Annotated in this window: 33 protein-coding genes and 2 tRNA genes; 22 read left to right on the forward strand and 13 right to left on the reverse strand. The window is 62.4% G+C overall.

Annotation, left to right across the window (positions count from 1 at the left end; translation table 11 throughout):
- Positions 1-27 precede the first annotated feature (27 nt).
- Positions 28-1,428 (forward strand): aminotransferase, encoded by a 1,401-nt coding sequence (locus ACO06F_RS01040; protein WP_421694851.1) that lies wholly within the window; start codon positions 28-30, stop codon positions 1,426-1,428.
- A 126-nt stretch (positions 1,429-1,554) separates the two neighbouring features.
- Here ACO06F_RS01040 and ACO06F_RS01045 read toward each other — a convergent pair whose 3' ends face one another.
- The 3 genes from ACO06F_RS01045 to ACO06F_RS01055 are packed head-to-tail and all read right to left on the reverse strand — an operon-like array spanning position 1,555 to position 3,525.
- Positions 1,555-2,088, reverse strand: coding sequence for a GNAT family N-acetyltransferase (locus tag ACO06F_RS01045; protein ID WP_421694852.1), 534 nt, complete (start codon positions 2,086-2,088; stop codon positions 1,555-1,557).
- Positions 2,085-3,287 (reverse strand): winged helix-turn-helix domain-containing protein, encoded by a 1,203-nt coding sequence (locus ACO06F_RS01050; protein WP_421696597.1) that lies wholly within the window; start codon positions 3,285-3,287, stop codon positions 2,085-2,087. Before ACO06F_RS01050 ends, ACO06F_RS01045 begins: the two co-directional genes overlap by 4 nt.
- The gene (locus ACO06F_RS01055) at positions 3,280-3,525 is read right to left on the reverse strand and encodes a zinc-finger domain-containing protein (RefSeq protein WP_421696598.1); all 246 of its coding nucleotides are present in this window, start codon (positions 3,523-3,525) and stop codon (positions 3,280-3,282) included. Before ACO06F_RS01055 ends, ACO06F_RS01050 begins: the two co-directional genes overlap by 8 nt.
- 52 nt (positions 3,526-3,577) lie before the next feature.
- Between ACO06F_RS01055 and ACO06F_RS01060 the strand changes: the two genes are divergently transcribed.
- A complete protein-coding gene (locus tag ACO06F_RS01060) occupies positions 3,578-4,321 on the forward strand; it encodes an alpha/beta fold hydrolase (RefSeq protein WP_421694853.1) in 744 nt (247 codons plus the stop codon).
- A 7-nt stretch (positions 4,322-4,328) separates the two neighbouring features.
- On the opposite strand, the gene ACO06F_RS01065 is transcribed toward ACO06F_RS01060, so the two are convergent.
- Entirely contained in the window at positions 4,329-5,126 is a 798-nt protein-coding gene (locus tag ACO06F_RS01065; protein WP_421694854.1) for an enoyl-CoA hydratase, read from the reverse strand.
- 100 nt (positions 5,127-5,226) lie between these two features.
- Between ACO06F_RS01065 and cysE the strand changes: the two genes are divergently transcribed.
- The 3 genes from cysE to ACO06F_RS01080 are packed head-to-tail and all read left to right on the forward strand — an operon-like array spanning position 5,227 to position 6,847.
- Positions 5,227-6,054, forward strand: coding sequence for a serine O-acetyltransferase (gene cysE / locus ACO06F_RS01070; RefSeq protein ID WP_421694855.1), 828 nt, complete (start codon positions 5,227-5,229; stop codon positions 6,052-6,054).
- 50 nt (positions 6,055-6,104) lie between these two features.
- A complete protein-coding gene (locus tag ACO06F_RS01075; RefSeq protein WP_421694856.1) occupies positions 6,105-6,317 on the forward strand; it encodes a DUF3126 family protein in 213 nt (70 codons plus the stop codon).
- A 2-nt stretch (positions 6,318-6,319) separates the two neighbouring features.
- On the forward strand, positions 6,320-6,847 hold the full coding sequence (locus ACO06F_RS01080; protein WP_421694857.1) for a gamma carbonic anhydrase family protein: 528 nt from the start codon (positions 6,320-6,322) through the stop codon (positions 6,845-6,847).
- Here the strand turns inward: ACO06F_RS01080 and ACO06F_RS01085 are convergent.
- Entirely contained in the window at positions 6,834-7,583 is a 750-nt protein-coding gene (locus ACO06F_RS01085) for a FadR/GntR family transcriptional regulator (protein WP_421694858.1), read from the reverse strand. The two genes, ACO06F_RS01080 and ACO06F_RS01085, sit on opposite strands and share 14 nt — an antisense overlap.
- Before the next feature lie 385 nt (positions 7,584-7,968).
- Between ACO06F_RS01085 and ACO06F_RS01090 the strand changes: the two genes are divergently transcribed.
- Genes ACO06F_RS01090 through ACO06F_RS01100 form a run of 3 tightly spaced genes read left to right on the forward strand, consistent with a single transcriptional unit; the run spans position 7,969 to position 10,758 of the window.
- Positions 7,969-8,376: an oxidoreductase gene (locus ACO06F_RS01090; RefSeq protein ID WP_421694859.1), complete on the forward strand. Its 408-nt coding sequence runs from the start codon at positions 7,969-7,971 to the stop codon at positions 8,374-8,376.
- 4 nt (positions 8,377-8,380) lie between these two features.
- A complete protein-coding gene (locus ACO06F_RS01095) occupies positions 8,381-10,141 on the forward strand; it encodes a sensor histidine kinase (RefSeq protein WP_421694860.1) in 1,761 nt (586 codons plus the stop codon).
- Positions 10,138-10,758 (forward strand): response regulator transcription factor, encoded by a 621-nt coding sequence (locus ACO06F_RS01100; protein WP_421694861.1) that lies wholly within the window; start codon positions 10,138-10,140, stop codon positions 10,756-10,758. Before ACO06F_RS01095 ends, ACO06F_RS01100 begins: the two co-directional genes overlap by 4 nt.
- A gap of 13 nt (positions 10,759-10,771) precedes the next feature.
- On the opposite strand, the gene ACO06F_RS01105 is transcribed toward ACO06F_RS01100, so the two are convergent.
- Positions 10,772-11,182, reverse strand: coding sequence for a hypothetical protein (locus tag ACO06F_RS01105; RefSeq protein WP_421694862.1), 411 nt, complete (start codon positions 11,180-11,182; stop codon positions 10,772-10,774).
- A gap of 339 nt (positions 11,183-11,521) precedes the next feature.
- Positions 11,522-12,181: a transglutaminase-like cysteine peptidase gene (locus tag ACO06F_RS01110; protein ID WP_421694863.1), complete on the reverse strand. Its 660-nt coding sequence runs from the start codon at positions 12,179-12,181 to the stop codon at positions 11,522-11,524.
- 181 nt (positions 12,182-12,362) lie between these two features.
- Here ACO06F_RS01110 and ACO06F_RS01115 point away from each other — a divergent pair.
- Positions 12,363-12,447 (forward strand) — tRNA-Leu (locus ACO06F_RS01115).
- A 53-nt stretch (positions 12,448-12,500) separates the two neighbouring features.
- Here the strand turns inward: ACO06F_RS01115 and ACO06F_RS01120 are convergent.
- Positions 12,501-13,136, reverse strand: a complete 636-nt coding sequence (locus tag ACO06F_RS01120) for a hypothetical protein (RefSeq protein ID WP_421694864.1) — start codon at positions 13,134-13,136, stop codon at positions 12,501-12,503.
- A gap of 153 nt (positions 13,137-13,289) precedes the next feature.
- Here ACO06F_RS01120 and ACO06F_RS01125 point away from each other — a divergent pair, with 153 nt between their 5' ends.
- A complete protein-coding gene (locus ACO06F_RS01125; RefSeq protein ID WP_421694865.1) occupies positions 13,290-14,012 on the forward strand; it encodes a 2'-5' RNA ligase family protein in 723 nt (240 codons plus the stop codon).
- A 59-nt stretch (positions 14,013-14,071) separates the two neighbouring features.
- Here ACO06F_RS01125 and ACO06F_RS01130 read toward each other — a convergent pair.
- The 4 genes from ACO06F_RS01130 to ACO06F_RS01145 all read right to left on the reverse strand — a co-directional run bounded on the left by ACO06F_RS01130 (position 14,072) and on the right by ACO06F_RS01145 (position 15,367).
- A tRNA-Leu gene (locus ACO06F_RS01130) sits at positions 14,072-14,154 on the reverse strand.
- A gap of 107 nt (positions 14,155-14,261) precedes the next feature.
- On the reverse strand, positions 14,262-14,702 hold the full coding sequence (locus ACO06F_RS01135; RefSeq protein WP_421694866.1) for a DUF1236 domain-containing protein: 441 nt from the start codon (positions 14,700-14,702) through the stop codon (positions 14,262-14,264).
- 201 nt (positions 14,703-14,903) lie between these two features.
- Complete coding sequence (locus ACO06F_RS01140; protein WP_421694867.1) at positions 14,904-15,200, reverse strand: hypothetical protein; 297 nt, start codon at positions 15,198-15,200, stop codon at positions 14,904-14,906.
- Complete coding sequence (locus ACO06F_RS01145) at positions 15,197-15,367, reverse strand: hypothetical protein (protein ID WP_421694868.1); 171 nt, start codon at positions 15,365-15,367, stop codon at positions 15,197-15,199. Before ACO06F_RS01145 ends, ACO06F_RS01140 begins: the two co-directional genes overlap by 4 nt.
- A 292-nt stretch (positions 15,368-15,659) precedes the next feature.
- On the opposite strand from ACO06F_RS01145, the gene ACO06F_RS01150 reads away from it, so the two are divergent.
- A complete protein-coding gene (locus tag ACO06F_RS01150) occupies positions 15,660-15,869 on the forward strand; it encodes a cold-shock protein (protein WP_421694869.1) in 210 nt (69 codons plus the stop codon).
- A gap of 101 nt (positions 15,870-15,970) precedes the next feature.
- Here ACO06F_RS01150 and ACO06F_RS01155 read toward each other — a convergent pair whose 3' ends face one another.
- The gene (locus tag ACO06F_RS01155) at positions 15,971-16,795 is read right to left on the reverse strand and encodes a DUF2066 domain-containing protein (protein WP_421694870.1); all 825 of its coding nucleotides are present in this window, start codon (positions 16,793-16,795) and stop codon (positions 15,971-15,973) included.
- 130 nt (positions 16,796-16,925) lie between these two features.
- On the opposite strand from ACO06F_RS01155, the gene mgtE reads away from it, so the two are divergent.
- The 11 genes from mgtE (at position 16,926) to ACO06F_RS01210 (ending at position 26,256) form a co-directional block, all read left to right on the forward strand.
- A complete protein-coding gene (gene mgtE, locus ACO06F_RS01160) occupies positions 16,926-18,308 on the forward strand; it encodes a magnesium transporter (protein WP_421694871.1) in 1,383 nt (460 codons plus the stop codon).
- A 79-nt stretch (positions 18,309-18,387) separates the two neighbouring features.
- Positions 18,388-18,798, forward strand: coding sequence for a DNA-directed RNA polymerase subunit omega (gene rpoZ, locus ACO06F_RS01165; RefSeq protein ID WP_421694872.1), 411 nt, complete (start codon positions 18,388-18,390; stop codon positions 18,796-18,798).
- A gap of 72 nt (positions 18,799-18,870) precedes the next feature.
- On the forward strand, positions 18,871-21,039 hold the full coding sequence (locus ACO06F_RS01170) for a RelA/SpoT family protein (RefSeq protein WP_421694873.1): 2,169 nt from the start codon (positions 18,871-18,873) through the stop codon (positions 21,037-21,039).
- A 234-nt stretch (positions 21,040-21,273) separates the two neighbouring features.
- Positions 21,274-21,858, forward strand: coding sequence for an orotate phosphoribosyltransferase (pyrE, locus tag ACO06F_RS01175; RefSeq protein WP_421694874.1), 585 nt, complete (start codon positions 21,274-21,276; stop codon positions 21,856-21,858).
- Positions 21,855-22,259 carry a holo-ACP synthase gene (gene acpS / locus ACO06F_RS01180; RefSeq protein WP_421694875.1) on the forward strand — a complete coding sequence of 135 codons (405 nt, stop codon included), beginning with the start codon at positions 21,855-21,857 and terminating at the stop codon, positions 22,257-22,259. The genes pyrE and acpS overlap by 4 nt, the downstream gene beginning before the upstream one ends.
- A 144-nt stretch (positions 22,260-22,403) precedes the next feature.
- The gene (lepB, locus tag ACO06F_RS01185; protein ID WP_421694876.1) at positions 22,404-23,195 is read left to right on the forward strand and encodes a signal peptidase I; all 792 of its coding nucleotides are present in this window, start codon (positions 22,404-22,406) and stop codon (positions 23,193-23,195) included.
- Positions 23,196-23,202: 7 nt separating this feature from the next.
- Entirely contained in the window at positions 23,203-23,892 is a 690-nt protein-coding gene (gene rnc / locus ACO06F_RS01190) for a ribonuclease III (protein WP_421694877.1), read from the forward strand.
- A complete protein-coding gene (gene era / locus ACO06F_RS01195) occupies positions 23,889-24,803 on the forward strand; it encodes a GTPase Era (protein WP_421694878.1) in 915 nt (304 codons plus the stop codon). Before rnc ends, era begins: the two co-directional genes overlap by 4 nt.
- A gap of 4 nt (positions 24,804-24,807) precedes the next feature.
- Entirely contained in the window at positions 24,808-25,533 is a 726-nt protein-coding gene (gene recO, locus ACO06F_RS01200) for a DNA repair protein RecO (protein ID WP_421694879.1), read from the forward strand.
- 49 nt (positions 25,534-25,582) lie between these two features.
- Entirely contained in the window at positions 25,583-25,987 is a 405-nt protein-coding gene (gene mce, locus ACO06F_RS01205) for a methylmalonyl-CoA epimerase (RefSeq protein ID WP_421694880.1), read from the forward strand.
- Positions 25,984-26,256, forward strand: a complete 273-nt coding sequence (locus ACO06F_RS01210; protein WP_421694881.1) for a DUF1467 family protein — start codon at positions 25,984-25,986, stop codon at positions 26,254-26,256. The genes mce and ACO06F_RS01210 overlap by 4 nt, the downstream gene beginning before the upstream one ends.
- Positions 26,257-26,338: the final 82 nt, after the last annotated feature.

Raw genomic sequence — 26,338 nt, forward strand, 5'->3', positions numbered from 1 at the left:
TCAACATCTCAACGGAGGACCCCACACGTGCTGCATCAGGCTCACAACCGCTTCAACGCCCAGGAACTCTGGCAGCAGGACCATGACCATGTTCTGCACCCCTACACCCATTTCGACAGCTTCAAGAAGGACGGCTCCCTCGTGCTGGTCGAAGGAGACGGCTGCTATGTGACAGACGCACAAGGACGCCGCTATTTCGACGGCATTGGCGGCATGTGGTGCGTCAATGCGGGCTATGGCCGCCGCGAAATCGCGGAGGCGATGGCCGAGCAGGCTCTGCAGCTGTGCTATACGACGACCTTCGTGGACGTGACCAACGCCCCCGCCTCACGGCTCGCCGCCAAGCTGGCGGAACTGGCGCCAGGCTCCCTCAACCATGTAAGCTATGCCACATCCGGTTCCTGCGCCGTCGATACGGCGATCCGGCTTGCGCATTTTTACCAGTCGCGGAAGGGCGAGACGAACCGGCGCTTCGTGATCTCGCGGCAGAATTCCTATCATGGCTCCACCTATCTCGGCATGTCGGTGGGCCTGCGCGATGGCGACCAGTCTCCGCATTTCCGCTATGTGCCGGATCTCGTACATCACCTCTCCGCACCCTATCCCTACCGGAGGCCTGAGGGCATGAGCCTCGAGGCCTTTAGCGATTTTCTGGTGGAGGAGTTCGCAGCCAAGATCGAGGCGCTGGGTGCTGAAAACATCGCCTGCTTCATCGCGGAGCCTGCCCAGGCTTCGGGTGGCGTCTGCATTCCGCCCCCCAACTATCTGCCGCGCATGCGGGAGCTTTGCACCAAGCACGGCATTCTGTTCATCGCCGATGAAATCGTGACGGCCTTCGGACGCTTGGGCCACATGTTCGCATCCTATGATGAATATGGCGTGGTGCCGGATATGATCCTCTGCGCCAAGGGGCTGACCTCTGGATACATTCCGCTTTCAGCTGTCATCTATTCGGATGAGGTGCATGAGGTGATCTCGGCCCCTGACCCCGATGCGTGGTTCACTCATGGCTATACCTATGCGGGGCATCCCGTGGCCTGTGCCGTAGCCCTCAAAAACATCGAGATCATCGAGCGCGAAGATCTCTGCGGCAACGCCGCGCGCGTGGGCGACTATCTGGAGCAGCGGCTGGGCGAACTGCGCGCGCTTCCCCTCGTGGGAGACGTGCGTGGGAGGCGTCTGATGATGTGCGTTGAATATGTGAAGGACAAGGCCACGCGCGAGAAACTGCCGGACTCCTGCAACATCTCGAAGCGCATTTCGAATGAGTGCGAGACGAAGGGCCTGCTGGTGCGGCCCCTGGGCCACCTCGACGTGCTGTCGCCGCCCCTGATCATCACTCGCGAACAGGTCGACTTCGTGGTGGATACGCTGCGCGGTGCCATCATCAAGGCCACGGACGAGCTCCGGGCTGAAGGAGTGATCTAGAGGGGGAGTAGCCAACAACCTCTGCGGCCGTCATCCCAGCGCAGGCTGGGATCGCGCTATCTTACCGCACGTGCCGATGCAAAGCGGGATCCCCGCCTTCGCGGGGATGACGGCGCAGAAGCGGGGTTAGAGCCGCACCAGATACTCATCCTCCGGCCCGTCAATCTCATCCATGTGGGAGCCGATCCGTTCGGCTCCCATTTTTTGCGCCATGGCCTGGGAGGGGAGGTTGCCGGGGGAGATTGACAGCTGCACCCATGTGACACCTTGGGAACGGGCGAACTCTGCCAGGCCCCGCACTGCCTCGAAGGCCAATCCCTGACGGCGCCGGGGCTCGAAGATCGTGTAGCCCAGCTCGATGGCGAGACCTGTCTCGCCGCCATGGCAAATGTCATGCGGCATATCATGGCAATTGATGCTGCCAATGACTTGGCCCGTATCCTTCAACAAGATGGCGCGGATCGACCAGGGCCCATAGGCCGGATCCTTTTTCCACTGCGACAGGCGCAAGTCTGCGACCCAGCTGTGCTCGAACCAGTCTTCCGGCAAGGAGGGGCTGATGAGCTTGCGGCAAGCTTCGATGTCACCTGCGGCGGTCGCTGCCAGCCCCGCCATCGGAACGGTGCGGAGGGTGAGGCGCGAGGTTTCAATGTCCGTCACAGAGCGGCTTTCAGCGCCGGGGCGAGATTGCCGGATGCGCCTGCTTCGACATGCCCAAGCTCCAACCAGCGAGCCATCAGCTTCAGCTCGCCGGCCAGTGCAGCGGCGGTGCGGTCCACATCGGCATGGGGCTCATGGTGGATGGCATTGGCGCGGAGAATGCCAGCCTGCCGGTCCGCCTTGAGGCAGACGCGGCCCACGATCCTGTCCTGGTGCAGGAAGGGCAGCACGTAGTAGCCGAATTTCCGTTTCTCTGCAGGGGTATAGATCTCAATCCTGTAGTGAAACGCGAACAATCGCTCAGCCCGGGCGCGCTCCCACACGAGCGGGTCGAAGGGGGAGAGAAGGGCGGTGCCGCCGGCCTTGCGTGACAGCTTCGCCTCCCGGTGGAGATAGGCCTGCGGCTTCCAGCCCTGGACGGTGACGGGGATGAGCGTGCCCCCTTCCACCAGCTCCGCCAGTGCCGTCTTGGTCTCGGCGACGGGCAAGCGGAAATAATCTCGCAAGTCGAATTCGGTGCCGATCCCCAGCGCCTGCCCCGAGAGGTCGAGCAGGCGTCGGATTGCCTCTCGCTCCGGCGGCGTGTCGAGGGCCAGCACCTCCGGGGGGATGACGCGCTCCGGAATGTCATAAAGGCGCTCGAAGCCATCGCGCGTGGCGGTGGTAACGAGGCCCTGGTCGAACAGTGTCTCCAGCGCCAGCTTGCCCTTGGACCAGCCCCACCAGCCGCCCTCCGCCTTGCCACCCCCCGGCACCTCGCTCGCGGCGGTCGGGCCGTTGCGGGTGACGAAGTCCAGCACCTCGTGCAGATAGCGGGTCTCCTCCTGGCCGAACCGATCCATGCTGGAATAGACGCCATTGCCCGCGCGTGCCCTGGCCATGCGCCAGCGCATCAGCGGGTGAAGTTCCATCGGCAGCAGGCTCGCCTCATGCGCCCAGCACTCGAACAGTGTGCGCTTGCGGGTGCCGAAGCTCCGCTCATCGAGTGTGGCGTGGGGATAGGCGCCGAGCCGCGAATAGAGCGGCAGGTAATGCGAGCGGACGAGCACGTTGACACTGTCGATCTGCAGCAGGTTGAGCCGCCGGATCATCGGCGCCATATGCGCCCAGGTCACCCGCTTGGACCGGTCCGGATTGGCGAAGCCCTGCGCGGCCAGTGCCACGCGGCGCGCCTGGGCAATGGTCAGACGCTCAGGCAGCCTTGTCGGCCCAGGCGGCCTGCGCCGGAATGGACTGGTCATTGGCCAGCTTGGGATTGTGCTTGTAGAGGGTCGAGCAATAGGGGCAGACGACCTCGGAATCCGCACCCATGTCGATGAAGATATGCGGGTGGTCGAAGGGCGGAAGTGCGCCGATGCACATGAATTCCTTAGCGCCCACTTCGATTGCTGCAAGGCCCATTTGATTATGGAAATGCGGAGTTGCGCCCGATGCCATTTTGCCCTCGAAATGCTTGTTTCGAAGGCCGATTAGCATATGTTCGCGCCCCATGCACAGCTTCAATTCGGACGGCGTCCAGATCGCCTATGAAACCGCGGGCGAGGGTCCGCCCATCCTCCTCATCCATGGGTTTGCCTCCACGGGCCGCGTCAACTGGTGGGATACGGGCTGGGTCAGGACGCTCACCGATTCCGGACGCCACGTCATCACCTTCGATCACCGCGGCCATGGGGCGAGCGAGAAGCTGTATGATTCAGCCGTCTACTCAGCGGCTGAAATGGCGGAGGATGCCCGCCGTCTGCTGGACCATCTGGGAATCACTGAGGCCGATGTGATGGGCTATTCCATGGGTGCGCGGGTTGCGGCCTTCCTCACCATTGCCCACCCGAGCCGGGTGCGCCGCGCCGTCTTCGCGGGGCTCGCGTCCCGCATGATCACCGGGGTTGGCGGAGCAGAGGCGATTGCCCAGGCGCTGGAGGCGCCGAGCCGCCAGGATGTGACCGACAACAGCGCCAAGGCTTTCCGGATCTTCGCCGAGCAGACCAAGGGCGACCTGAAGGCACTGGCCGCCTGCATCCGCTCTTCGCGCGAGAAGATCACACCGGAGGAACTGGCCCAGATCCGCGTGCCGGTGCTGGTTGTGGCAGGCGACAAGGATGAGGTGGCGGGGGATGTGAAAACACTCGTCAACGCCATTCCCGGCGCCAAAGGCGTGACGCTTGCCAACCGCAACCACATGAATGCCGTGGGGGACCGCGGTTACAAGGAGGCGGTGCTGGCGTTTCTCGGGTGAGGGATGCTCAGCGCCCTCTGAACACCGGCTTCCGCTTTTCTGCAAATGCCGTGCGGCCTTCGATGTAGTCGGCGCTCTCGAAGCAGAGGCGGGCAAGCCCTGCGATGTCATCTTCCGCCACATGGCCTGGGCGTTCTGCGATCAGGTCCAGCGCGCGCTTGGCGTGGGTGATGGTGAGGGGTGCGCCGCTGGCGATCTCGCTGCAGAGGCTGCGGGTCTCCGCGTCGAGTTCGGTTGCCAGGCGGGTGATGAGGCCCAGCCGCAGGGCATCATCTGACGTGATGCGGCGGGCGGTGAAGATCATGTCCTTCGCGGCGGCAAGGCCCACGGTGGCCACGAGGTCCTTCAGGCCATCGAGCGGGTAGGCGAGGCCGAGTCTGGCTGGGGGCAGGGCGAAGATGGCCGTTCCATCCGCAATCCGCAGATCGCAGGCAAGTGCAATGGCAAGGCCGCCGCCGATGCAGAAGCCCTGGATCATGGCGATGACGGGCCTGCTGCAGGCCCGGATGGCGGCAAAGGCCTCGCCATTCAGCCGCTCGTAATCGGCTGCAGCTGCGGCGCTGTTGCGGGCGGCGCCGAACTCCGAAATGTCAGCTCCCGCCGCGAAGGCCTCCGCCCCGGCGCCGCGGACGACGATGACCCTCACATCAGGGTGCCCATCAAGAGAATTCATCAATTGCGGGATCGCGGCCCACATCTCCGCATTCAGCGCATTGCGCCGCTCCGGCCGGTTGAGCAGTAGCCAACCCGTTGAACCATCAACATAAGCCTGCAGAAAGGGAGAGGCGGAGGGAAGCGAGATCATGCGCAACGTCTAGCCCTCGGCCGCGTTCAGTACAATGCTGCGATGGGATACCCATATGACGAGCCATAGGCTATAATCACTGACGGCCCGGGAGTGAAACATGCGTCAAGCCACCAAGACATTCGCTGTCGAGAAGATCGATCCAGTGTGGGATCGCGTCCGCGAGGAGGCGGAGGAAATCGCCCGTCACGAGCCGGCGCTGGGCGGGTTCATCTTTTCCCTCGTCCTCAACCATGACAGTTTCGAGGAAGCCCTCACCCACAGGTTGGCGCAGCGGCTGGGCAATGCCGATATCGGGGCCGATCTGATCGTTCATGCCTTCAATGACGCGATTGAGGCCGAACCCGAGATCGGACATGCGGCCCGCGCGGACATCATCGCCACCTTCGACCGTGACCCTGCCTGCCACCGCTACATCGATCCGCTGCTCTATTTCAAAGGCTACCAGGCCATCCAGACCCACCGCATGGCACACCGGCTGTGGCATATGGGCCGCAAGGATTTCGCCTATTACCTGCAGAGCCGGCTTTCGATGATCTCGGCCATCGATATTCACCCCGGCGCCCAGGTCGGCAAGGGCATCATGATCGACCACGGCCATGACATCGTGATCGGCGAAACCTCGGTGATCGAGGACAATGTCTCGATCATGCAAGGCGTGACGCTGGGCGGCACCGGCAAGGAGGCAGGCGACCGCCACCCCAAGATCCGCCGCGGCGTGCTGGTGGGGGCGGGGGCCAAGATCCTGGGGAATATCGAGATTGGCCATTGCTCGCGCGTTGCCGCCTGCTCCGTGGTGCTGCATGACGTTCCGGCCAATACGACGGTGGCGGGCGTTCCGGCCAAGGTTGTGGGCTATGCCGGCTGCACTGAGCCTTCGCGCGCCATGGACCACAATGTGGAGCATGTTGCGGCGTCTGAGGAATAGGGCTAGAGGGGCGCCAATCTCCATGATCCCCATGAGCTGAAGAGGCCGCCTTGAAACCCGAAGAAATCGCCAAGCTGACGAAGTTCCTGCGCGCCAAGTTCGAGCTGCCCTCGATCAGCGTGAAGAAGCGGCCCCAGAAGAACGACAGCGCCGAGGTCTATATCGGTGAGGAGTTCGTGGGCGTGATCTTCCGGGATGAGGAAGATGGCGAGCTGTCCTACAACTTCTCCATGGCCATCCTCGACTTCGACCTCGAGGACTGAGCATGGCCGTGTTTGCGCTCGATGGCGTGGCGCCCGAACTGCCGCCGGAAGGTGAATTCTGGATCGCCCCCGATGCGTCGGTGATCGGCAAGGTGAAGCTGGAGCGCCATGCCAGCGTGTGGTTCGGCGCGGTGATCCGCGGCGACAATGAGTTGATCACTATAGGCGAGAATTCCAATGTGCAGGATGGCGCCGTCATGCACACGGACCCCGGCCTCGAACTAATGGTGGGGAGGAACTGCACCATCGGCCACAAGGCCATTCTCCACGGCTGCACCATTGGCGACAACACGCTGATCGGCATGGGCGCCGTGATTCTCAACCGCGCGAAAATCGGCGCGAATTGCCTGATCGGCGCCAACACGCTGATCACCGAAGGCAAGGTGATCCCGGACAATTCACTCGTCATGGGGCAGCCCGGGAAGGTCGCGGGCGAGCTGAATGAGGAAGCCATTGCCAGGCTTGGCCGCTCGGCCGAGACATATGTGAAAAACTGGCAGCGCTACGCGGCGGGCCTCAAACCTCTTTGACGGCGATCCCGCCGAGGCTTGCGAGAATAACGTCGGTATCGTCAAGAAGGGTTTCCATCGCGGTTTTCGCCTGATCAGGCGATTGCGCGGCAATGGCCTTCACCACGGCGGCATGCAGCGGCAGCACCTGCTCAGGGTGGGGCGAGTGGCGCGTCGTGTAATCGAACATGCTGGCGAGCGCCTGCTCGATGATGATGCCAAAGGGGGCCAGCAGCTCATTGTTGGCGGCAGCAAGAAGCGCCAGGTGAAAGCGGACATCTGCTTCCACCATTGCCTGCGGATCCGGCGCAGAGCGCATGTCGTCCAGAGCCTTGTCGAGGGTGGCAAGCTGTTCGGGCGTACGCCTCCTTGCGGCCAGCACGGCAGCACCGGGCTCGAGGATGCGGCGGATTTCCTGAAGTGCATGCAGGAAGCCCCTTTCGTCCATTGCCGCCCGGTGCCAGGCCATGACATCACGGTCCAGCAGGTTCCACCGCTCGCGCGGTTCCACGCGGGAGCCGATCTTGGGGCGCGACACGAGAAGGCCCTTGCCGTCCAGCGTCTTGATGGCTTCCCGGACGGCGGTGCGGCTGGCACCGTAAATGCGGCCCCATTCGGCTTCATTGGGCAAAAGGCTTCCCGGCGGATAGGTGCCATCCAGTATGCGGCGGCCGATCCCTTCGGCAAGTTCGGCATGAACCCGGCTTCCCGGCCTCCGCTGCGCTGCCGGCTCCGGCGCGTCCTGGCGCTGGCCCATGACCCCATTCCTTCTGCCTTTTATCCTACAAAACTACCGGTCATTGGCGCGGTCCGCAACGGCTTCAACCGCGGTGGGTGGATCAATCAAGAATTTTAAACAAATAAGTCACACAACCCAAAATTTTGTTATCCACAACCGCAGAAATCATTGCAATGGTGGCCGAAGATTTGCTTACTGCGATTTGCAACCGTTTTCATCTATGGTGATGCACCGGTTGGCACGCGGAAGCATCTGACATCCGGACGTTTTTCCAGAATCAGTGTGGCGCGGCAAGGTAGAGGCGATGAAAGGCATTTTCGCTGCGGCGGTTGTATTCCTTCAAGTGTTAATATGCGGCTCGGCTACGGCCTGCAGCATTCCTGAGCCCAAGGGGGCGGTCATATTGACCATCGAGGGGCTGATCGATGGCTGCAACGCTGGCCTGGAAGTGCGATTTGATCTCACCATGCTCGAGGCGCTTCCGGCCCGTGACGTGAAGACGCAGAACCCCTGGGAAACGGGCATCGTCACCTACCGGGGTGTGCTGATCAGCGACGTCCTCAAATATGTGCATGCCGATGGCAAGAACATCCAGGTGACAGCCCTGAATGATTACCGGTCGGTCATCAGCGTGGCGGACATCGATGCCTATGACATCATCCTGTCCTACCAGCGTGAAGGGCTTTACATGCCCGTGCGTGAGAAAGGCCCTCTGTTTATCGTGTTCCCCTTCACTGACGTGCCGGCTCTCGCAAACGAGTTCCGTTATGCGCAGTCCGTCTGGCAGGTCAGCCGCATTACGGTGAAATAGCCCCGTGCCGCATTCCACCACCAGCCGGCCGCTGCCGCCGCCTGTGCCGCGCAGCGCGCAACTTAACCACTGGACGGCAGGCTTCGTATTCACGATGCTCGCGCTCATCCTGGTGGCGGCGGTGATCGGGCTGCTCGGCTACAAGGACCTGCGCGATTTGGAGGCCCCGCGTGATGATGCGGGCTGGACGATCTTCCAGATCGGGTTCGAGCACCAGCGCCTGCTGCTTGCCGCCGAGACGGGGGCGCCGCAACCGGAGCTGCGGCTTCGCGGTGATCTTTATTTGAGCCGCGTCATCCTGCTGCGCGATGCGCCCATGCTGCAGAACCTGCGCGATGCCATGGATCCGGGCGAATTGACCAAGCTCTTCAAGTCAGCGCAGGCCACGGATGGGCTTATCGATCTCGCGGACACGCGCGAGGGCCATGAGGCGCTGCTGCACGAGCTGCGCGACGACGCCCAATCCGTCCGTGAGCTGATGCTCGACATGACCAGCCTGAACCGGGAGCTCCAGTCAGAGGAGCGCACCAAACGCACGCGCACGCTGCTGGTCTATCTCGGAGGGCTGGAATCGCTTCTCGTGGCGCTGCTGTGTCTTGGTGTTCTGGTGATGCGCACCACCAGCGATCTGCGCCGGGCAAACAAGGAAATCGCCGCGCAGTTTGCGACCCATGATGCCGTGATGCGCTCCGTCGATGATGCGATCATCGGAGTCTCCGCCGGAGGCGAGGTTCTCTATTCAAATCCGCGTGCGGCCGAAATGCTGGGGCCCGCCGCAGCGAGCGGCGCGCGCATGGCGGTGGCCGCCGCCCGCGATGATGATCTTGCGGCTCAGGTGTGGAAGCTCGCCCGTGAACCGTTCCATCAGGACAAGGATGGCGTTGCTGCCGGCCGCAAGGTTCAGCTTACGATGCCTGAAGGCCCGCGCACCTATGTGCTGCGCAAGTTCCGTTCCGCCCCTGCAGGCCCGGCCCGCGCGGGCTCGGACAGTTCGTTCATCGTCACGATCTCCGATGTCACCACCGAAGAGGAAGCCGCACAACGGCGCGAGGAATATGATGCGCGAATCGGCGAGATGAGCCGGCTCCTGGCATATGCGGCGATTTCGGGTGGCATCGTGCATGAGATCAGCCAGCCGCTGGCTGCCATCCGCAACTACATCTATGCCCTCAAGGTATCCTTTGACCTCCATCCAGGTGCGCCCGAGCATCGCACCATCGCCCAGCATCTGGGCGAGGAGATCGACCGCGCCATAGAAGTGGTGCGCAATGTGCGCCGCATGGGCCCGCAGGACCCCCAGGATCCCGGCGTCTGCAACATCGGCGAGGCCATTGCCCATTCGGTGCGCCTGGTCACCCTGGGCAGGAGCCCGCCACCGCCCATCGAAATCGTGCAAGAACCCGCGGACATGAAGGTGAACGGCTCCCTGCCACTCATCGGGCAGGTCATCGTCAACCTTCTCAAGAATGCGCTGAGTGCGTCCGCCGCAGCTGGGCGGCGCGGCGCCGCCGTCAAGGTGATGGCGGAAGGCGATCTGGCGCGAATAGAGGTTGCGGACTTTGGCGCAGGCGTCTCGCCCGATGCCGCGAAGTCAATCTTTATGCCCTTCTCGAAATCGGCGCGCGGCGGCATGGGGCTGGGTCTTGCCATCTGCCAGCGCATCGCTTCGACACTCGGCGGCTCGCTCTCCTGGACGAACCGGGAGGGGTCGGGCGCCATCTTCACCTTCACCGTTCCACTTGCAAAGGAAGGAAACCCCTCATGAGCAGCAAGACCATCATGATCGTCGATGACGACAGAGGCTTCGCGCAGTCGCTCGCCAATTTGCTGAGCGCATCGGGTTATCGCACCTGCGTGAGCTACGATCCCGCCAGTGCGCTTCAGCAGGCTCGTAACCAGCCCGTCGATTGCGCGTTGATCGACTACAATCTGGGCGCAACCCTCGGAACGACGCTGATTTCCAGACTGGGTGAGGAGGGGCACGCCTTTCCCAAGATCATGCTGACAGGATATGGTGATGTGCGAACCGCCACGCTCGCCATGAAGCTGGGCGCTGCCGACTTCATGGAGAAGCCCTATGAGCCCGGAGAGCTTCTGGAATCGATCGAGACCGCCATCGGCAAGGCGCGCGATTCCGCGCAAATGACAGACAGCATCAGAGACGCCCGCCGCATGCTCCGTACACTGACGGATCGCGAGAACGAGATCGTCGATGCGATCGTGGCCGGAAGCTCAAGCAAGCAGATCGCGGAGGCGCTTGGCGTCAGCCAGCGCACAGTCGAGGCCCACCGCGCCAATGTTCTTCAGAAGCTTGGGATTTCCAACACCGCCTCGCTGGTCCGGCTGGCTGTGCTGGCCGGGATGGGCGCGCCGCAGGCTTGAACGGCAATCGATATCAGACAAAGGACGGATCAAGGCTGCCGATAAAGGTGAGGGAGGCGATGGCCCGGCGCGTGTCGCGTTCCATGTTGCGGGCACCCTGGAGCGAGTTGGTCTTCACCAGCTTCGGCACGTCGCCGATGATCAGGCGCAGCGTGTCGCACAGGGCCTTTCCGAGGGAGCTGCCGTCGGCCCGCGCCGGTTTCTGCAGGCCCTTCACCAAGGCGCTGCGCACCAGTACATAGCGCCGCAGATCCTCGACCTTCGTGAGCAGCAGCATGCGGTCTGCCACATCTCCCGTCGCCAGGAATTTCTCGAGAAGGTTTTCCAGTTCCGCCATGGCGTAGACCACCGCGATTTGCGGGTTTGCGGTGGAGGTGCTGAAGGCCGAAGCATTCGTGGTCGCGCGTGCCGCGATCGAATCCATTGGGTAAAACTCCGTGCGAAATCTCACATAATGGTAAAGTGCAGTTTTGCACTGCGGCATGGGGAACAGCCGCATCACCCTTCGTATAAATACGGGTATTCTGATATATTTGTGTTTTAATCAGCTATCCCTGAACAAAATTGACTGAAATGTTTTTTGTGTTGATCGCAAGGGTCGAACGCTTGCTCAAAACCGTATCTTAAGGTGGCTGATTCGCTGTGTTACGGAGCCGGCACAGGGTGGGGCCTGTGCCGGCTCGCGCAGCGCCCGGTCTGGTTGGGTTTGCGTGGGGACGCTGACCGGGCGAAACTCCCCTCTTACGTGCAAGCCCCGCTCGGCCTACTTCTCCGCCCGGGATGCGACGGCGCCGGCAGCAATTGCCTTGTCGCCCACAAGTGAAACCCAGCCGCGCGGATCGCTTTGCGATTGCCGCTTGAGGAATGTGTAGTCAGTGTCCGTCCAGCGGCGAATGTCGTCACGCCGGTTGTCCAGAATGAAATCGCCCTCGTCCGTGGCGAGGGTCAGCACCGCGTGCCCCTCGTTCTTGTTGTCGAGCGCAACTGTGAGGAGCAGGGCAGAGGCCGGAATGCCGAGACCTTCGAGGTATCGCTGTTTGAGCAGCGCATAGTCCTCGCAGTCGCCGGCGCTGTTTGGGTAGGCCCAGTATTCGACTTCGCCATAAAGCTCTTTGTCGCTCGCAGGCACGATCTTGAGGTTCACATAGCTGTTGACGCCATAGACCAGGTCCCACTGGGCAGCGGTAAGGGCGGTGCGGCGCGAACTGTGGCCGCGGGCGGTGCAGGCCTCGGGCTCACGCAGGCAGAAGCGCACGAAGCCCACGGGTGGCAAAGTCTTGCCAAAGGTGGCTGCAGCCCGCGGCACTGGCCTTGGCGATCTGCTGGGAACACTGTCGGTTGCGGCCGTCGCCGCCGGCACTGCCAGCTGGAGGATGAGAAAGGCCGCAACGGCGGCCACGCCGGTGTTCATCTGTCGCCCCATTCGTTCTCTGCAGAGGCGATCCTAGGGGCAAGGCTTTGCGATGGCGTTCAGTCTGGCCCTCAAATGCAGGGCATTGCGGTAGCAAAACATTCACCACGATGGACCGCTGGAGCGGCGGCCGGAAAGTGGTTGATTAATGGAATTACGCCTGTTAGACACCGCGCGTCCAACGATATGGCGTGCGGCCATGGCGGAATTGGTAGACGCACTAGCTTGAGGTGCTAGCGGGTAACACCGTGGAGGTTCGAGTCCTCTTGGCCGCACCATCGTTCCCCTCACAGGAATGAATGGCAACAGTCTTCGGCCCGTGCCGCGGGCCTCAGTAAAGCTGTGCCGTTGGCGTATCGCTTGCGGGTTCCGGGCGGACGCAACGATACTTTCGGTGTCCGTCGGCGGCTTTGTACCATTTGGCAATCGCCTCGCCCTTGCATTGGGCTTTGACCTTCGGGTCCGGCGTGGTTTCCGCTGCGGCCATCTGCTGCTTCTTGGGCGGCGCCACGGCAACGCTCTTCTTTTCCTTCACCACCGGCCGCGCTGCTGTGACAGGCCTCTGTGCTTCTGCCGCTTCAGCCGGGGCGGGAGCGATCGCGGCGACACGCTGTTGCGGTTCTGGTTCCGGAGCGGGCGGGGCATCAGATTCAGCTGCACTCGCCACTGGCGCCAACTGGGGGGCGGCACGTGGCGGGACGACACTGCTGGGAGGCGATCCGGCTGGCGCAAAGGCGGGAACGATCTTCGCGCCCTCGGCGGCGACCGCATTGAAGCGGGTGATGACGGCAATCACCTTGGGATCCACGGCGGCGGCAGCGGGAATGACATTGACGGTTCCCAGCTCCGTATCCTTCTCGACCACGGCGGCACACTGCACCTTGGCCGCCTCCGTCATCAGCTGGCTATGTTCGACAGGGCTCACGCAATGCGCCCCGATCAGCATCACAACTTCGACGAGTTTCATCTGGCGGGCTCCCCATTTTCATGAGTCAGAAACAGGAAAAAAGGGGCCTGAGCATGGTCCTCATGCGGTCAGAATCGGGCGGGAATGTTGCGGGCGGAACGACTCACCAAGGGGTGCTATCGTCAGGACCCTTGTTGCAGTCAGGACAGTCACATGAGCTATGCTGAGGGTTTCGTTGCCAGTTTGGCGATCGGGGTGGCCGCAATGTTCTGCATGGCTGGACAATCCCGGGCAGATAAGGTCGATGTCATCGCCATAGACATTGCCTTGGAGCCGGACGGCAAAATGCTGGACGAGGCGAAAGCGGCGAATGCGCGCTTGCTTGGCGTCTTTCCTCAAGGGTTTGCGCTGGACGCCACACATACCCCGCACATCACGATGGTGCAGCAGTTTGTGCGTACATCCGATCTTGGCGACGTCTACGCAGCTGCCAACAAGGTCCTGGCCGGCGTGACGCCCATTTCGTGGACGCTGACGGCGTCCAAGTACTACTACATACCCGACGGCCAATCCGGACTTGGCGGCATCGTGGTGGAACCGACAGCGGACCTGAAGGGCCTGCAGCAGAAGCTGCTTGATGCGGTCGCGCCTTACGCCCTCAAGACGGGCACCGCTGCATCATTCGTGTCCGATGACGACGGCAAGGACATCCAGCCCTCCCTGATCGACTACATCGCGAACTTCGGAATCATAGCTGCCGGAGAGAAATTCAATCCCCATGTCACCATAGGTGTTGGTCCGGTTTCCTATCTCGACGGCATGCTTGCAGAGCCGTTCGAGAGCTTTTCCTTCTCACCTGTCGGAGCGTCCGTTTACCAGTTGGGTGCATACGGAACAGCACGGAAGGAGCTGATACAACTCAGCGTCAAACCCTAAAGACGGCTTGCCTGCATGAAGGGTCATCGGAGGGGGAAACGATCGACGGTTTTCAGCGGTGCGGGCGGTGGGAATCGAACCCACACTCTCATACGAGAAGCGGATTTTAAGTCCGCTGCGTCTACCGTTCCGCCACGCCCGCTGCCGCGGACGCTCATTACACTGGCCGGAAGACGAGCGCCACCATCAGAAGATGTGGCCCTCTCCCGCTGATGTGGCGGGAGAGGGAAATGTCACGTTTCGTCAGGGTCAGTAAACGCGGATCACCTTGTGCGTGGTGCGATCGACCAGTACGCGCTTGTCGTTCAGCATCACGTAGCCATAGTTCTTGTAGGCAGGAACTTCCATGATCTCGACATTGTCGGGGATCGTTGCACCCTCTGCCAGCTCGCCATCATATTTCATGGACTTGCCGGTCTGTTCCGTTGCCCAGGCATCGATCTGGCTGCGGCACTTGGACGAGAATGAGCCGTAGCTGGATGTTGCCGTCTGGTCGCTGCACTGGCTCGTGTCCTTGGCGGAACCGCCGCTGCCAGTGTTGTCCGACGACGCGCCGCCGGAGTTGTTGCTGCCGTTATTGCCGGTATCGCTGTTGCCGGAGTTGTTGCCGCCGGTATTATCCTGGGCGAAGACCGCGCCTGGGGCGGCCATCAGGAACAGTGCTGCTGCAGAAATTGTGAGATACTTCATCGTGTGTTTCTCCTCTGTGAAGTGAGGAGGCAACGACGTGTGTTTGCTCGAAGTTCCGGGACTCTGGTTGCAATAAATTCCGAAAATATAAGACGGGCGAGGGAACCAGAGAACGATTGCAGTGTCCGGCCACCCCGCCGGGGGGCAATCCACAAGAGTGACCGGAACACCCAATCTTGGCCCGAGAGAGACAAGCGACCCCTAACGCTGCGCAGAGACCTTTGGTTCCACGCGTTCAGAAATTTTTTCTTGAGCTCCGGAAGGGGTCTCCCGGGCCTTTCCATCCATGGCGCCATAGGCCTCATAGTAGGCGCTGTCCAAGGCGGTCACGAGCTTGTCAAAACCTGCCTTAGCGGCAATCTGGCGAAGCTCCGCCACCATGGCCGAGACATAATTCGCCGCATCCTGCCGGTATTTTACGTCACTCGCGGTGTCACCATCGGCCGCCTTCTCTCCAGCAGCGTCGGGGGAACTTTTCTGGGGGGCGAACACGTTCATTCCTTGTCGCCCTCTTCCTTATCCTTGGGCTTTTCCCGCTTTGGAGCGCCAGCCCCCGCAGTGCGGGAATAGGACGGTGGGTCGCTTGCCGGAAAAGATTCGTCGATCGTCTCGTCAATGTTCTTTTCAGTGCGGGGCCGCCGCTTCTGAACCGGTATCGTACTCATGTCACACTCCGTTCGCATCTTGGTCCCTACGGGAACGCGCGTAGCACCTCCCAGTTCCCCGCCCGGACGAAACCAAGACGTGAGAGACTGCAAAGACGGGAACCAACGCACTGTTCCGTCGTTTCGCGCATTGCACAGCTTGCGCGAGGGGGGAGGGGATGTTTTCGACCGGTTTGGCCGAGGGGTCACAGCTGTCCCGCGCGAGTGCATTTGTCATCAGCAGCAATACCGGCAGATTTGAGGGGCGCTGTGCCACCGGCACGCCGCTCAGGCGGTCCTGAAAGGAACTCACGTGCAGACAGGTACCGTGAAGTGGTTCAATGCCCAGAAGGGCTACGGATTTATCCAGCCTGCATCAGGCGGTCCAGATGTGTTCGTTCATATCAGCGCAGTTGAACGCGCAGGGCTCCAGGGCCTCAAGGACGGACAGAAGGTCTCCTATGAGATCGTGACAGACAAGCGCAGCGGCAAGGCTGCGGCGGATCAGCTTCGCGCAGACTAACAGGTCCATCACGTCATCTTTCGGCGCTGAGGCACACCACGGATGTACTGGGTGCCCGCGCTTGAGGGCCGCGTCTCAAGGCGCGGCCCTTGCACTTTGCCTCACGCAGGATCGCCATTGCCGGACAGGATCTGTGCCGAACCCCCAACGCCGTTCCGGAAGGCTGCATCGAAATTGACGCCCGCCACCTGCCAGCTGTGCTCCATGCCCCCCGCCCCAGTGCGCCATGTGGCCTTCCAGGCGAGCAGCTCCTTGCTCCAATCCAGCGTCCCGGCGAGGGGGATTTGACCCACCTTGCGGTCCACCCGTTCCAGGAGTGACGAAAGCGGCGCGCCGGGCAGGGTCTCCACCGTGAGTCCAGCCTTCGCAATGGTCTCCGCGGAGGGGATCACCACCTCCATGGCCGAATTCCAGGCGGCATCCTTGAAGGACTCGCGCATCAGGTCACCCTGGTCAGCCAGAGAGCTGAGAATAAATGTGCTGCCGATGTGGTGGACGGCGAGAAACACAACGAGGCGCGGGCGTTCGGCAAGCCAGGGCCTGGATCCCAGCTTCGCCAGCATCGCGTCGATTTCGGCTGGCACATATTCCACGGTCATCTCATAGGGCCGGTCACGCGTGCCTTGCTCGTCCTTGAGCGGCCGGGAGGCATAAAGATCGCGGTAGGAATAGCCCTTGACCCCCGCCTCGGGCGATGTGCTGAGGCCCGCCAGGGCAGGGTGCTGGGCCACGCGCTGGTCTCCCGACACGCGCACGAGCACCTGCGCCAGGCAGCGTGCGAGCCCCGGAACGGTGGTTTCGGGGCGGCGCCCGGTCACGATGGTCCGGGCCTGATAGAGCGCTGCCAGGGGGGCGGCCACTGCTCCGCGGGGGCAGAGCGCCAACGCACCGCCAAGTGCCAGAAGTGATCTGCGGGACAGATGCATGGGACGGAACTCCTGATCGCTGACGCGAAGTCTAGACCCATTCCATTTACCGGTCCATGGCGCAGGGCTTGCGCACCGTCAGGCGCTTTCAACTTGCGCAGGGCCGGAGAATGGGATTGAGCTTCGCCCCATGTCCGATCTCGAAACCACCAGAACGCATGATGATTGGGGCGGTGTTGATCCGTCCTTCCGCGCGCGCGTGGTCGAGACGCTGGATGGCGGCGAGCCGAAAGCAATCCGTGCCCTGGTCCGGGACCTTCACGCGGCTGACCTGGCGGACGTCATCGAGGCGCTGAACCAGCAGGACCGCGTGCGCCTCATCGCCGCTCTGGGGCGGAGCTTCGATGCCGAGGCGCTGGCGGAGCTCGACGAGGGTGTCCGCGATGAGCTGATGGAGGCGCTGCCCAACGACGTCATCGCCTCGGCCATTAAAAAACTCGACACGGACGACGCGCTCTACCTCATCGAAGATCTCGAGCGCGACGACCAGCGCGAGATCCTGTCCAAGGTGCCAAAGGAAGACCGTGCGGCCCTCACCCGCGCCCTCGATTATCCGGAAGACACCGCCGGCCGTCTGATGAAGACGGAGTTCGTGGCGGTGCCGTCCAACTGGACGGTGGGCCAGGCCAATGACTTCATCCGCTCCGACAAGGGGTTGCCCGACCAGTTCATCGAAGTCTATGCGGTGGACCCGTCCTTTCACCTCGTGGGCACCGTGCCCCTGGCCAGGCTGCTGCGCTCGGCGCCTGACCGCCGGATCGAGCAGGTGATGGAGGATGAGCAGACCGTCTTCCGCGCGAGCGACGCGCAGGATGACGTGGCCTTCCGCTTCGACAAATATAACCTCGTCTCCGCCGCTGTGACGGATGACAGCGGCCGCCTGATCGGCACGCTGATGGCGGATGACATTGTGGACGTGATCCAGGAAGAGGCGCAGGAACAGGTCCTCCATTTGGGTGGTGTGGGTGCCGAGGAGGCGATCAGCAACACCGTTATCGAAACCACGCGATCGCGCTTTGCCTGGCTCTTCGTCAATTTGTTGACGGCGCTCCTCGCCTCCTGGGTGATTTCGCAGTTCGGCGCCACGATCCAGCAAATGGTGGCCCTGGCCGTGCTCATGCCCATCGTCGCCTCCATGGGCGGCAATGCCGGAACCCAGACCATGACGGTCGCCGTCCGGGCGCTGGCCACGCGCTCTTTAAGCCCCGTCAACGCCATGCGCTTCACCTTGCGGGAATGCGCCGTGGGCCTCATCAATGGGGTGCTCTTCGCGTTGATCGTGGGGGTCTTCGCCTGGGCGTGGTTCGGGTCAAATCAGCTGGGGCTCATCATCGGCGCGGCGATGATCATTAATCTTCTGGCGGCGGCCCTCGCCGGCATCCTCGTGCCGCTGACGCTCGACCGCTTCGACATCGATCCAGCGGTCGCTTCCGGCACCTTCGTGACCACCGTGACGGACGTCGTCGGCTTCTTCGCCTTTCTGGGCCTCGCGGCGGTGTGGCTGACCCCGTAGCAAGCCGGGCTTGATTTGGCCGCAAAATCCGCCTAAGAGCCCGCAATTCCGTTCAATTCAAAAGGAGTGCACGAGCCCCATGGCGCGCGTCACCGTTGAAGACTGCATCGATAAGCTGCCGAACCGCTTTGAGCTGGTTCTGCTCGCCGCCCACCGCGCCCGCTCCATTTCTCAGGGCGCGCACATCACCGTCGAGCGTGACAACGACAAGAACCCCGTCGTGGCGCTCCGTGAAATCGCGGACGAGACCATCGTGCCGGAAGACCTGCGCGAGGAATACATCCACTCCATGCAGAAGCATGTGGAAGTGGACGAGCCGGAAGCAACCGAGGTGCCGCTCATCCAGCAGTCCGGTGACATGAGCATCGTCAATGATGCCGCCGTCGAGGATCAGGTTGAGATGGAGCAGATGACCGAAGAGGACATGCTGCGCGGCCTTGAGGGCATGCCGCCCGCCGAAAGCCCAGGCAGCCAGCGCAACGGTTATTGATCGCCCAAGCTTTTTTGACGTTTCAAGGCCGGACCTCTGGAGTCCGGCCTTTTTTGTCCTAAGGTTGCGCCCATGATGCGCCAGTATGAGCTTGTGGAACGGGTCACCCGCTATGACCCGGATGCGGATGAGGACCTCCTCAACCGCGCCTATGTCTATGCCATGAAGGCGCATGGCAACCAGAAGCGGGCCTCGGGCGAGGCCTATTTCAACCACCCGCTGGAAGTGGCGGCCATTCTCACCGAAATGAAGCTCGATTCGGCCACGATTGCCGCCGCCCTGCTTCATGATACGGTGGAGGATACGGCTGCAACCCACCAGGAAATCGAAGAAAAATTCGGGAAGGAGATCGCCTCCCTCGTCGATGGCCTGACCAAGATCGCCAAGCTTGACCTCGTGACGAAGGAGGCCGCCCAGGCCGAAAACCTGCGAAAGCTGCTCCTCGCCATGTCCCGCGACGTGCGGGTGCTGCTGGTGAAGCTCGCGGACCGCCTGCACAACATGCGCACGCTCGAGCATGTGAACCCGGAAAAGCGGCTGCGGATCGCCCAGGAGACGATGGATATCTATGCGCCCCTTGCCGGGCGCATGGGCATGCAGGCCGTGCGCGACGAGCTTGAAGACATTGCCTTCCAGGTGCTGAACCCGGAGGCCAACAAAATCATCCTGGACCGGCTCGCGAAGCTCCACGCCGAGTCTGGCGGCATTCTCAAATCCATCGAGCAGGAGCTGACCCAGAAGCTGGTCGAGAACGGCATCAAGGCGGAAGTCTACGGCCGCGAGAAGCGCCCGTTCTCGATTTTCCGCAAGATGGAGCGGAAGCTTCTCTCGCTCGGCCAGCTGTCGGACATCTTCGGCTTCCGGGTGATCGTCGGCACGGTCGACCAGTGCTACCGGGCGCTTGGCATCATCCACCGGACCTACCGCGCGGTACCGGGGCGCTTCAAGGATTATATCTCGACGCCGAAGCAGAATGACTACCGCTCGATCCATACGACCGTGATCGGCCCCCACCACATGCGCGTCGAAATGCAGATCCGCACAAGGCTTATGCATGAAATCGCCGAGCGGGGCGTGGCCGCACATGCAATCTACAAGGATGCGCCGGACGCCAAGGAAGCCCTCGACGGCTTCAAGGCGCCGGCTGCCGAATCCAATGCCTACCGCTGGCTCCGCCATCTCGTCGAGATGCTCCAGGAGGGCGAATCCCCGCGCGAATTCCTTGAGCACACCAAGCTCGAGCTGTTCCATGACCAGGTGTTCTGCTTCACGCCCAAAGGCAAGCTAATTGCACTTCCCAAGGGCGCAACGCCCATCGATTTTGCATATGCGGTTCACACCTCCGTGGGCGACTCTTGCGTGGGAGCCAAGGTCAATGGCAGCCACGCGCCGCTGGTCACGGAGCTCAGCAACGGCGACGAAGTTGAAATCATCAGGTCTGACGCGCAAACGCCGCCCGCAGCCTGGGAAGGCCTCGCCGTCACCGGCAAGGCCCGCGCCGCCATCCGCCGGGCCACCCGCGCCGCCGCCCGCAAGCAATTCGCAGGCCTTGGCCGCGAGATCGTCGAGAAGACGCTGGCCAAGCTCGGCAAGCCCTATGTCGAGAAGGAAGTGGCCGCCGCCATTCCAAGGCTCGGCCACAAGCACATGGACGATGCGCTGGCTGCCATCGGCCGGGGCGAGCTTTCCGCCATCGACGTCCTGAAGGCGATGGGGCTCACCATTGATGACACCAAGCTGAAGGAACTCCGCCGCAAGGCGCCCACCAAGAAGAACGATCCCGCACTCTCCGTGCCGGTGCGCGGCGTGTCACGCACGACGGCCCTCAAGATCTCCCCCGAAACCGGGGCCGTTCCGGGCGAACGCATTGTTGGCATTCTGACGCCCGGTGAAGGCATCACCATTTACCCGATCTTCGCCAAGGCGCTGGAGCAGTTTGACAACCAGCCGGAACGCTGGGTTGACCTCGCCTGGGATACGGGTGCGGAAGAGCAACGTTTTCCGGCCCGCATCACGGTGACGATCCTGAACGAAGTGGGCTCGCTCGCGCAGGTAACGCAAGTGATCAGCGACCTTGGCGGCAACATCGACGCGCTGATGATGGTGGCCCGCGAAGGCGCGCGCGATTTCTATGATGTGGACATCACGCTCGAGGTTCACGATTTGAAGCATCTGAACGAGATCATGGCGAGCCTGCGCGGCAAGCCACCCGTCAGCGATGTGAGCCGCAAGACCGGATAGGAGGAAGGTCTATCGCATGTGAAGATTTGGTATCCGCTTTTTTCCTCTCCCCCAACTGGGGGAGAGGGCAGGGTGAGGGGGCCTGTCCGCGAGCATAATGTTTGAATCAGAATGCAAGCGGCATCCGCGCGGAACGACCCCCTCACCCCACCCTCTCCCCCACATGCGTGGGGGAGAGGAAAAAAAGGGTAAAGGGCCACATGTGATCGCCTAGCTTAGGAGGGGAGTTTCAAGATGACGCAAGATGAGGTTTTGAACGAATTCCGCGCGGCAGGCGCATTGCTGGAGGGGCATTTCGTGCTCTCCTCTGGGCTTCATTCCAACCGCTACCTGCAATGTGCGCGCGTGCTGATGGACCCTCAGCGCGCGGCGAGGCTCTGCGCGGTGCTGGCGGGGCAGGTGAAGGCGATGGTCACCTCTCCCATCGATCTTGTTGCATCTCCCGCCATGGGGGGCGTGATCGTGGGCTATGAAATGGGCCGCCAGCTTGGCGTTCCGGCGATCTTCTTCGAGCGGGTGGACGGCAAGCTGGTGCTGCGCCGGGGCTTCAACATCGCCAAGGGCGCCCGCGTCGTGATGGTCGAGGATATCGTGACGACGGGCCTCTCCTCCCGCGAGTGCATCGAGGGGATCAATGAGGAGGGGGGCATTACCGTCGGTGCCGCCTGCCTGATCGACCGGTCCGGCGGAAAGGCCGATATCGGCGTGCCGCTCGCCGCGCTGACGAGGCTCGACATTCCCACCTGGGAGGCGGACAAGCTGCCGCCGGAGCTCGCCGCCGTTCCCGCCATCAAGCCGGGGAGCCGCGGCCTCAAATGATCCTCGGAATCGGCAATGACGTGATCGACATCCGCCGGATCGAGCAGACCCTCGGCAGATATGGCGCGCGCTTCATCGACCGGATTTACACGGAGGTCGAAATCGTGAAGTCGGAGCGCCGCGCCCAGCGGGCGGCCTCCTATGCCAAGCGATTCGCCGCCAAGGAGGCCTGCTCAAAGGCGCTGGGTACAGGCTTCCGCAGGGGCGTCTTCTGGAAGGATATGGGGGTCGTCAACGAGCCCTCTGGAAAGCCCACCATGGTGCTGACCGGGGGCGCGTTGGAACAGCTGGAACGGCTGGTGCCGAAAGGCCACCGGCCGCGCATTCACCTGACCATCACCGATGATTTTCCCTATGCGCACGCCTTTGTGATGATCGAGGCGATGCCGGACACCCCATAATCAGCGGGCCACTGTATCCTATTGGCAACAGTGGCAGTGCTTGAACGCCGTTGCGTTGCATCGACTTCGGGCAAAGGCTATACGCCGGGGTTCATATGGCCCGGGTGCTCATGGCCCGGCGAATTGCATCAGAAAGACAAGACGATGGCGGCGGCACAGGACACGCGGCGCAAATCAGAAGACGGATTGTGGGAGACCGTCAAGGTCATCATCCAGGCGCTGCTGATCGCCTTTGTCGTCAGGACCTTCCTCTACCAGCCCTTCAACATTCCGTCGGCCTCCATGTATCCGACGTTGAAGGTTGGCGATTACCTCTTCGTGTCCAAGCTGTCCTACGGCTATGGCCGCTATTCCTTCAATTTCTCGCTCGGCATGTTCGGGCATGAGATCATCTCCTGCTGCAACCTGGATTTCCCGGGCCGCATCGTCTTCGCGGCTGATCCGAAGCGCGGCGATGTTGCCGTGTTCAAGCTGCCGACAGACACCAACATCGACTACATCAAGCGCGTCATCGGCCTGCCCGGAGACCGCATCCAGATGCGCGATGGCGTTCTCTTCATCAACGGCGCCGCCGTGAAGAAGGAGCGCATCCAGGACTTCGTGGACAGTTCCGAGCCCGGCCTCCAGACACCGGTTCCGCAGTATAACGAAACCCTGCCGAACGGCGTCCAATACCATGTGCTCGACACCGAATCCGTGGGGGAAGCCGACAACACGGATGAATACATCGTTCCCGCCGGCCATTACTTCATGATGGGCGACAACCGTGACAATTCGCAGGATTCGCGCTACCCGCGCGTGGGCTATGTGCCGCTGGAGAATTTCGTGGGCCGTGCAGACATCATCTTCTTCTCGGTTTCGCCGGATGCCAGCCTGTTCGAAGTGTGGGAATGGCCCTTCGCCATCCGCTGGAACAGGTTCTTCACGCTGATCTGAGAAGGCCTTGACCCGCTTCTCCACCGCACAGCGCGACGAAATCTCAGAGCGGCTCGGCTATCGCTTTTCCAATGAAGACCTGCTGGTGGAGGCGCTGACGCACGGCTCCACCCAGGCCCATAAGGGCGACTATCAGCGCCTCGAATTCTTAGGTGACAGGGTGCTGGGCCTGGTCATCGCCGAATATCTGTTCCGCACCTATCCAGGCCATGGCGAAGGCGAGCTGACGGCCATTCACTCCGCCCTTGTGCGCGGCGAATCCTGCGCTGAAGCGGGAGATACTGTTGGCCTATCCGAACTCGTCATCATCGGCACGGGCGAGCGCGCCAAGGGCATGAACCTGAACCGCACCCTGCTGGGGGATGCGATGGAAGCCCTCGTCGCCGCCATCTATCTCGATGGCGGGTTCGAGCAGGCCCGGGCCTTCGTGCTGAAGGCCTGGGATGGCCTCCTCCGGCACCCGCGGGTGACGGTGAAGGACGCCAAGACGTTTCTGCAGGAGTGGGCGCTGGCCCGCGCGCTTCCCATTCCGGCCTACAAGGTCGTAAGCAGGGAAGGGCCGGAACATGAGCCGGTCTTCGCCGTCTCGGTCGACGTCAAAGGCAAGGACCCCGCACTTGGCACCGCCAAGAGCAAGCGCGGGGCAGAAATGGACGCGGCGGATCAATTCCTGAAACGTGAAGGGATCAGGCCATGACGGACGAAACCACCAAGATTACGGGCCCCACGCGCTGCGGCTTCTGCGCCATCATCGGCGCGCCCAATGCGGGCAAGTCCACGCTGGTCAATCAGCTCACCGGCTCCAAGGTCTCGATCGTCAGCCACAAGGTGCAGACGACCAGGGCCCGCATCCGCGCCATTGTGATGGAGGGCAATGCCCAGATCATTCTGGTCGACACGCCCGGCATCTTCCGGCCAAAGCGCACGCTGGACCGCGCCATGGTGCAGAATGCCTGGGGTGGGGCAGGGGACGCCGATGCCGTGATCCTGCTGATCGACGGCCGCCCCGGCCTTACCGACGAGGCGAAAGAGATCATCGCGCAGCTTCAGGCCACCAAGACCAAAGCCATCCTCGTCATCAACAAGATCGATCTGATGAAGCGCGAGCATCTGATGGACGTGACGACGGCCTTCAATGAGGCCTTCCACTTCGAGCAGACCTTCATGGTGAGCGCGCTGAACGGCTCCGGCACGCAGGACCTTCTGAAGTATCTGGGCGAGAAAATGCCGGCAAGCCCCTGGCTCTACCCGGAAGACCAGGTGGCGGATGTGCAGCTCCGCTTCATGGCCGCCGAAATGACGCGCGAAGTGATCTATGAGCGGCTGCATGAAGAGCTGCCCTATTCATCGACGGTCGAGACAGAAGGCTGGGAGGAGCGCAAAGACGGCTCCGTCAAGATCGACCAGGTGATCTATGTCGAGCGTGACACGCAGAAGGCCATCGTGCTGGGCAAGGGTGGCCAGCAGGTGAAGCTTCTGGGCCAGATGGCGCGGGCGGAAATGGAAAAGCAGTTCGGCCGCAAGGTCCATCTCTTCATCTTCGTCAAGGTGCGCGAGAACTGGGCGGAGGACAAGGAGCGCCTGCGCAACATGGGCCTCGACGTCTGATCCCATGGAATGGCGTGACGAAGGCGTGATCCTTTCCGTCCGCCGCCATGGCGAGACCAGCGCCATCGCCGAGATCCTGACGGCCGGGCATGGCCGCGCCATGGGGCTGGTGCGCGGCGGCCGCTCACGCCAGCAGCGCCCGGTGCTGCAGGCCGGCAATGCCGTCCAGGCCGTGTGGCGGGCGAGGCTTGAGGAACAGCTCGGCACCTTCGTGCTCGAACCCATGGACCTTCGCGCCGGGGCCATCATGGAAGAGCCCTTCCGGCTCGCCGGGCTTGCGACCCTTGCTGGGCTCTCGCAGCTCCTGCCCGAGCGAGAGCCGCACCCCCGCGTTTATGAGGCCCTCCGCGTGGTGCTGGACGCGATTTCGGACGATCTTGTGTGGCCCGCCCTACTGGTGCGCTGGGAAATGGGGCTTCTGGATGAGCTGGGTTTCGGGCTCGATCTATCCCGCTGTGCGGCAACCGGCGTGCGCGAAGGCCTGATCTTTGTCTCCCCCCGGAGCGGCAAGGCGGTTTCGGCAGAGGCCGGTGCCCCCTTTCAGGACAGGCTGTTTCCGCTTCCAGCATTCCTCCGCGAAAGCGGCGTGGCCGCACCGGCGGCTGACATCATCGACGGTTTGAAACTCGCGGCCTTCTTTCTGAACAGGCATTTGTTCGAGCCGCGTGGCGTCCCGTTTCCGGAGCAGCAGGCGTGGATCATCCGCACCTTGGCCGAAAGGCCGCATTGAGCCCCGGCGGACTTACCCCTACATACCGCCCCGACAGGAGACTGCGCCCATGCTCGGACGATTGAATCACGTGGCCATTGCCGTGCCGGACCTTGCCAGCGGAACGGCCGTCTACCGCACCATGCTGGGCGCCACGGTCTCGGCCCCGCAGGCTGAGCCCGACCATGGCGTCACGGTCGTCTTCGTTGAACTTCCCAACACCAAGATCGAGCTTCTGGAGCCACTGGGCGAGAACTCCCCCATCAAGGGCTTTCTGGAGAAGAACCCGGGCGGCGGCATCCACCACCTGTGCTACGAGGTCGAGAATATTCTGGAAGCGCGTGACCATCTGAAAGCGCAAGGTGCGCGGGTGCTGGGCGATGGAAATCCGAAGACAGGTGCGCATGGCAAGCCAGTGCTGTTTCTTCACCCCAAGGATTTCTGCGGCACGCTGGTTGAACTGGAGCAGGCATGACGTTCGAGAGTGGTCTTGCCATTTATTTCATCGTCTGGTGGGTGTGCCTGTTCGCCGTGCTGCCCTGGGGCGTTCGAAATGCCCATGAAGCGGGAGCTGTGGTTGAGCCCGGAAATGAGCATGGCGCGCCCATCCGCCCGTTGATGCTTCGCAAGGTCATCGCCACCACGATTCTGTCCGCCCTGGTCTTCGCGCTGATCTGGGGTCAAATGACCTACCGCTGGATCGGCTTCGAGGACATTCCATACCTGGGCAAACTGACCGGCTGAACACCCCCCAGTGACGTCCGTCATCCCAGCGAAGGCTGGGATCCCGCTTGCCCCCGCGCTCCACCGCCCACAGCGGGACCCC

Origin of the sequence: Aestuariivirga sp. (assembly GCF_965227715.1) — a bacterium.
GTDB lineage: Bacteria > Pseudomonadota > Alphaproteobacteria > Rhizobiales > Aestuariivirgaceae > Aestuariivirga.

Bases quoted from the DNA above. Each gene is read 5' to 3' on its own strand.
- ACO06F_RS01080 (WP_421694857.1), top strand. From the start codon at position 6,320: ATGGCCGTGTTTGCGCTCGATGGCGTGGCGCCCGAACTGCCGCCGGAA.
- lepB (WP_421694876.1), top strand. From the start codon at position 22,404: ATGGCGGCGGCACAGGACACGCGGCGCAAATCAGAAGACGGATTGTGG.
- ACO06F_RS01060 (WP_421694853.1), top strand. From the start codon at position 3,578: ATGCACAGCTTCAATTCGGACGGCGTCCAGATCGCCTATGAAACCGCG.
- pyrE (WP_421694874.1), top strand. From the start codon at position 21,274: ATGACGCAAGATGAGGTTTTGAACGAATTCCGCGCGGCAGGCGCATTG.
- ACO06F_RS01135 (WP_421694866.1), bottom strand. From the start codon at position 14,702: ATGAAGTATCTCACAATTTCTGCAGCAGCACTGTTCCTGATGGCCGCC.
- cysE (WP_421694855.1), top strand. From the start codon at position 5,227: ATGCGTCAAGCCACCAAGACATTCGCTGTCGAGAAGATCGATCCAGTG.
- mce (WP_421694880.1), top strand. From the start codon at position 25,583: ATGCTCGGACGATTGAATCACGTGGCCATTGCCGTGCCGGACCTTGCC.
- acpS (WP_421694875.1), top strand. From the start codon at position 21,855: ATGATCCTCGGAATCGGCAATGACGTGATCGACATCCGCCGGATCGAG.
- ACO06F_RS01110 (WP_421694863.1), bottom strand. From the start codon at position 12,181: ATGGGGCGACAGATGAACACCGGCGTGGCCGCCGTTGCGGCCTTTCTC.
- ACO06F_RS01170 (WP_421694873.1), top strand. From the start codon at position 18,871: ATGATGCGCCAGTATGAGCTTGTGGAACGGGTCACCCGCTATGACCCG.
- ACO06F_RS01055 (WP_421696598.1), bottom strand. From the start codon at position 3,525: ATGGCATCGGGCGCAACTCCGCATTTCCATAATCAAATGGGCCTTGCA.
- ACO06F_RS01120 (WP_421694864.1), bottom strand. From the start codon at position 13,136: ATGAAACTCGTCGAAGTTGTGATGCTGATCGGGGCGCATTGCGTGAGC.
- era (WP_421694878.1), top strand. From the start codon at position 23,889: ATGACGGACGAAACCACCAAGATTACGGGCCCCACGCGCTGCGGCTTC.
- ACO06F_RS01140 (WP_421694867.1), bottom strand. From the start codon at position 15,200: ATGAACGTGTTCGCCCCCCAGAAAAGTTCCCCCGACGCTGCTGGAGAG.
- ACO06F_RS01155 (WP_421694870.1), bottom strand. From the start codon at position 16,795: ATGCATCTGTCCCGCAGATCACTTCTGGCACTTGGCGGTGCGTTGGCG.
- rpoZ (WP_421694872.1), top strand. From the start codon at position 18,388: ATGGCGCGCGTCACCGTTGAAGACTGCATCGATAAGCTGCCGAACCGC.
- recO (WP_421694879.1), top strand. From the start codon at position 24,808: ATGGAATGGCGTGACGAAGGCGTGATCCTTTCCGTCCGCCGCCATGGC.
- ACO06F_RS01100 (WP_421694861.1), top strand. From the start codon at position 10,138: ATGAGCAGCAAGACCATCATGATCGTCGATGACGACAGAGGCTTCGCG.
- ACO06F_RS01210 (WP_421694881.1), top strand. From the start codon at position 25,984: ATGACGTTCGAGAGTGGTCTTGCCATTTATTTCATCGTCTGGTGGGTG.
- ACO06F_RS01085 (WP_421694858.1), bottom strand. From the start codon at position 7,583: ATGGGCCAGCGCCAGGACGCGCCGGAGCCGGCAGCGCAGCGGAGGCCG.
- mgtE (WP_421694871.1), top strand. From the start codon at position 16,926: ATGTCCGATCTCGAAACCACCAGAACGCATGATGATTGGGGCGGTGTT.
- ACO06F_RS01065 (WP_421694854.1), bottom strand. From the start codon at position 5,126: ATGATCTCGCTTCCCTCCGCCTCTCCCTTTCTGCAGGCTTATGTTGAT.
- ACO06F_RS01105 (WP_421694862.1), bottom strand. From the start codon at position 11,182: ATGGATTCGATCGCGGCACGCGCGACCACGAATGCTTCGGCCTTCAGC.
- ACO06F_RS01125 (WP_421694865.1), top strand. From the start codon at position 13,290: ATGAGCTATGCTGAGGGTTTCGTTGCCAGTTTGGCGATCGGGGTGGCC.
- ACO06F_RS01145 (WP_421694868.1), bottom strand. From the start codon at position 15,367: ATGAGTACGATACCGGTTCAGAAGCGGCGGCCCCGCACTGAAAAGAAC.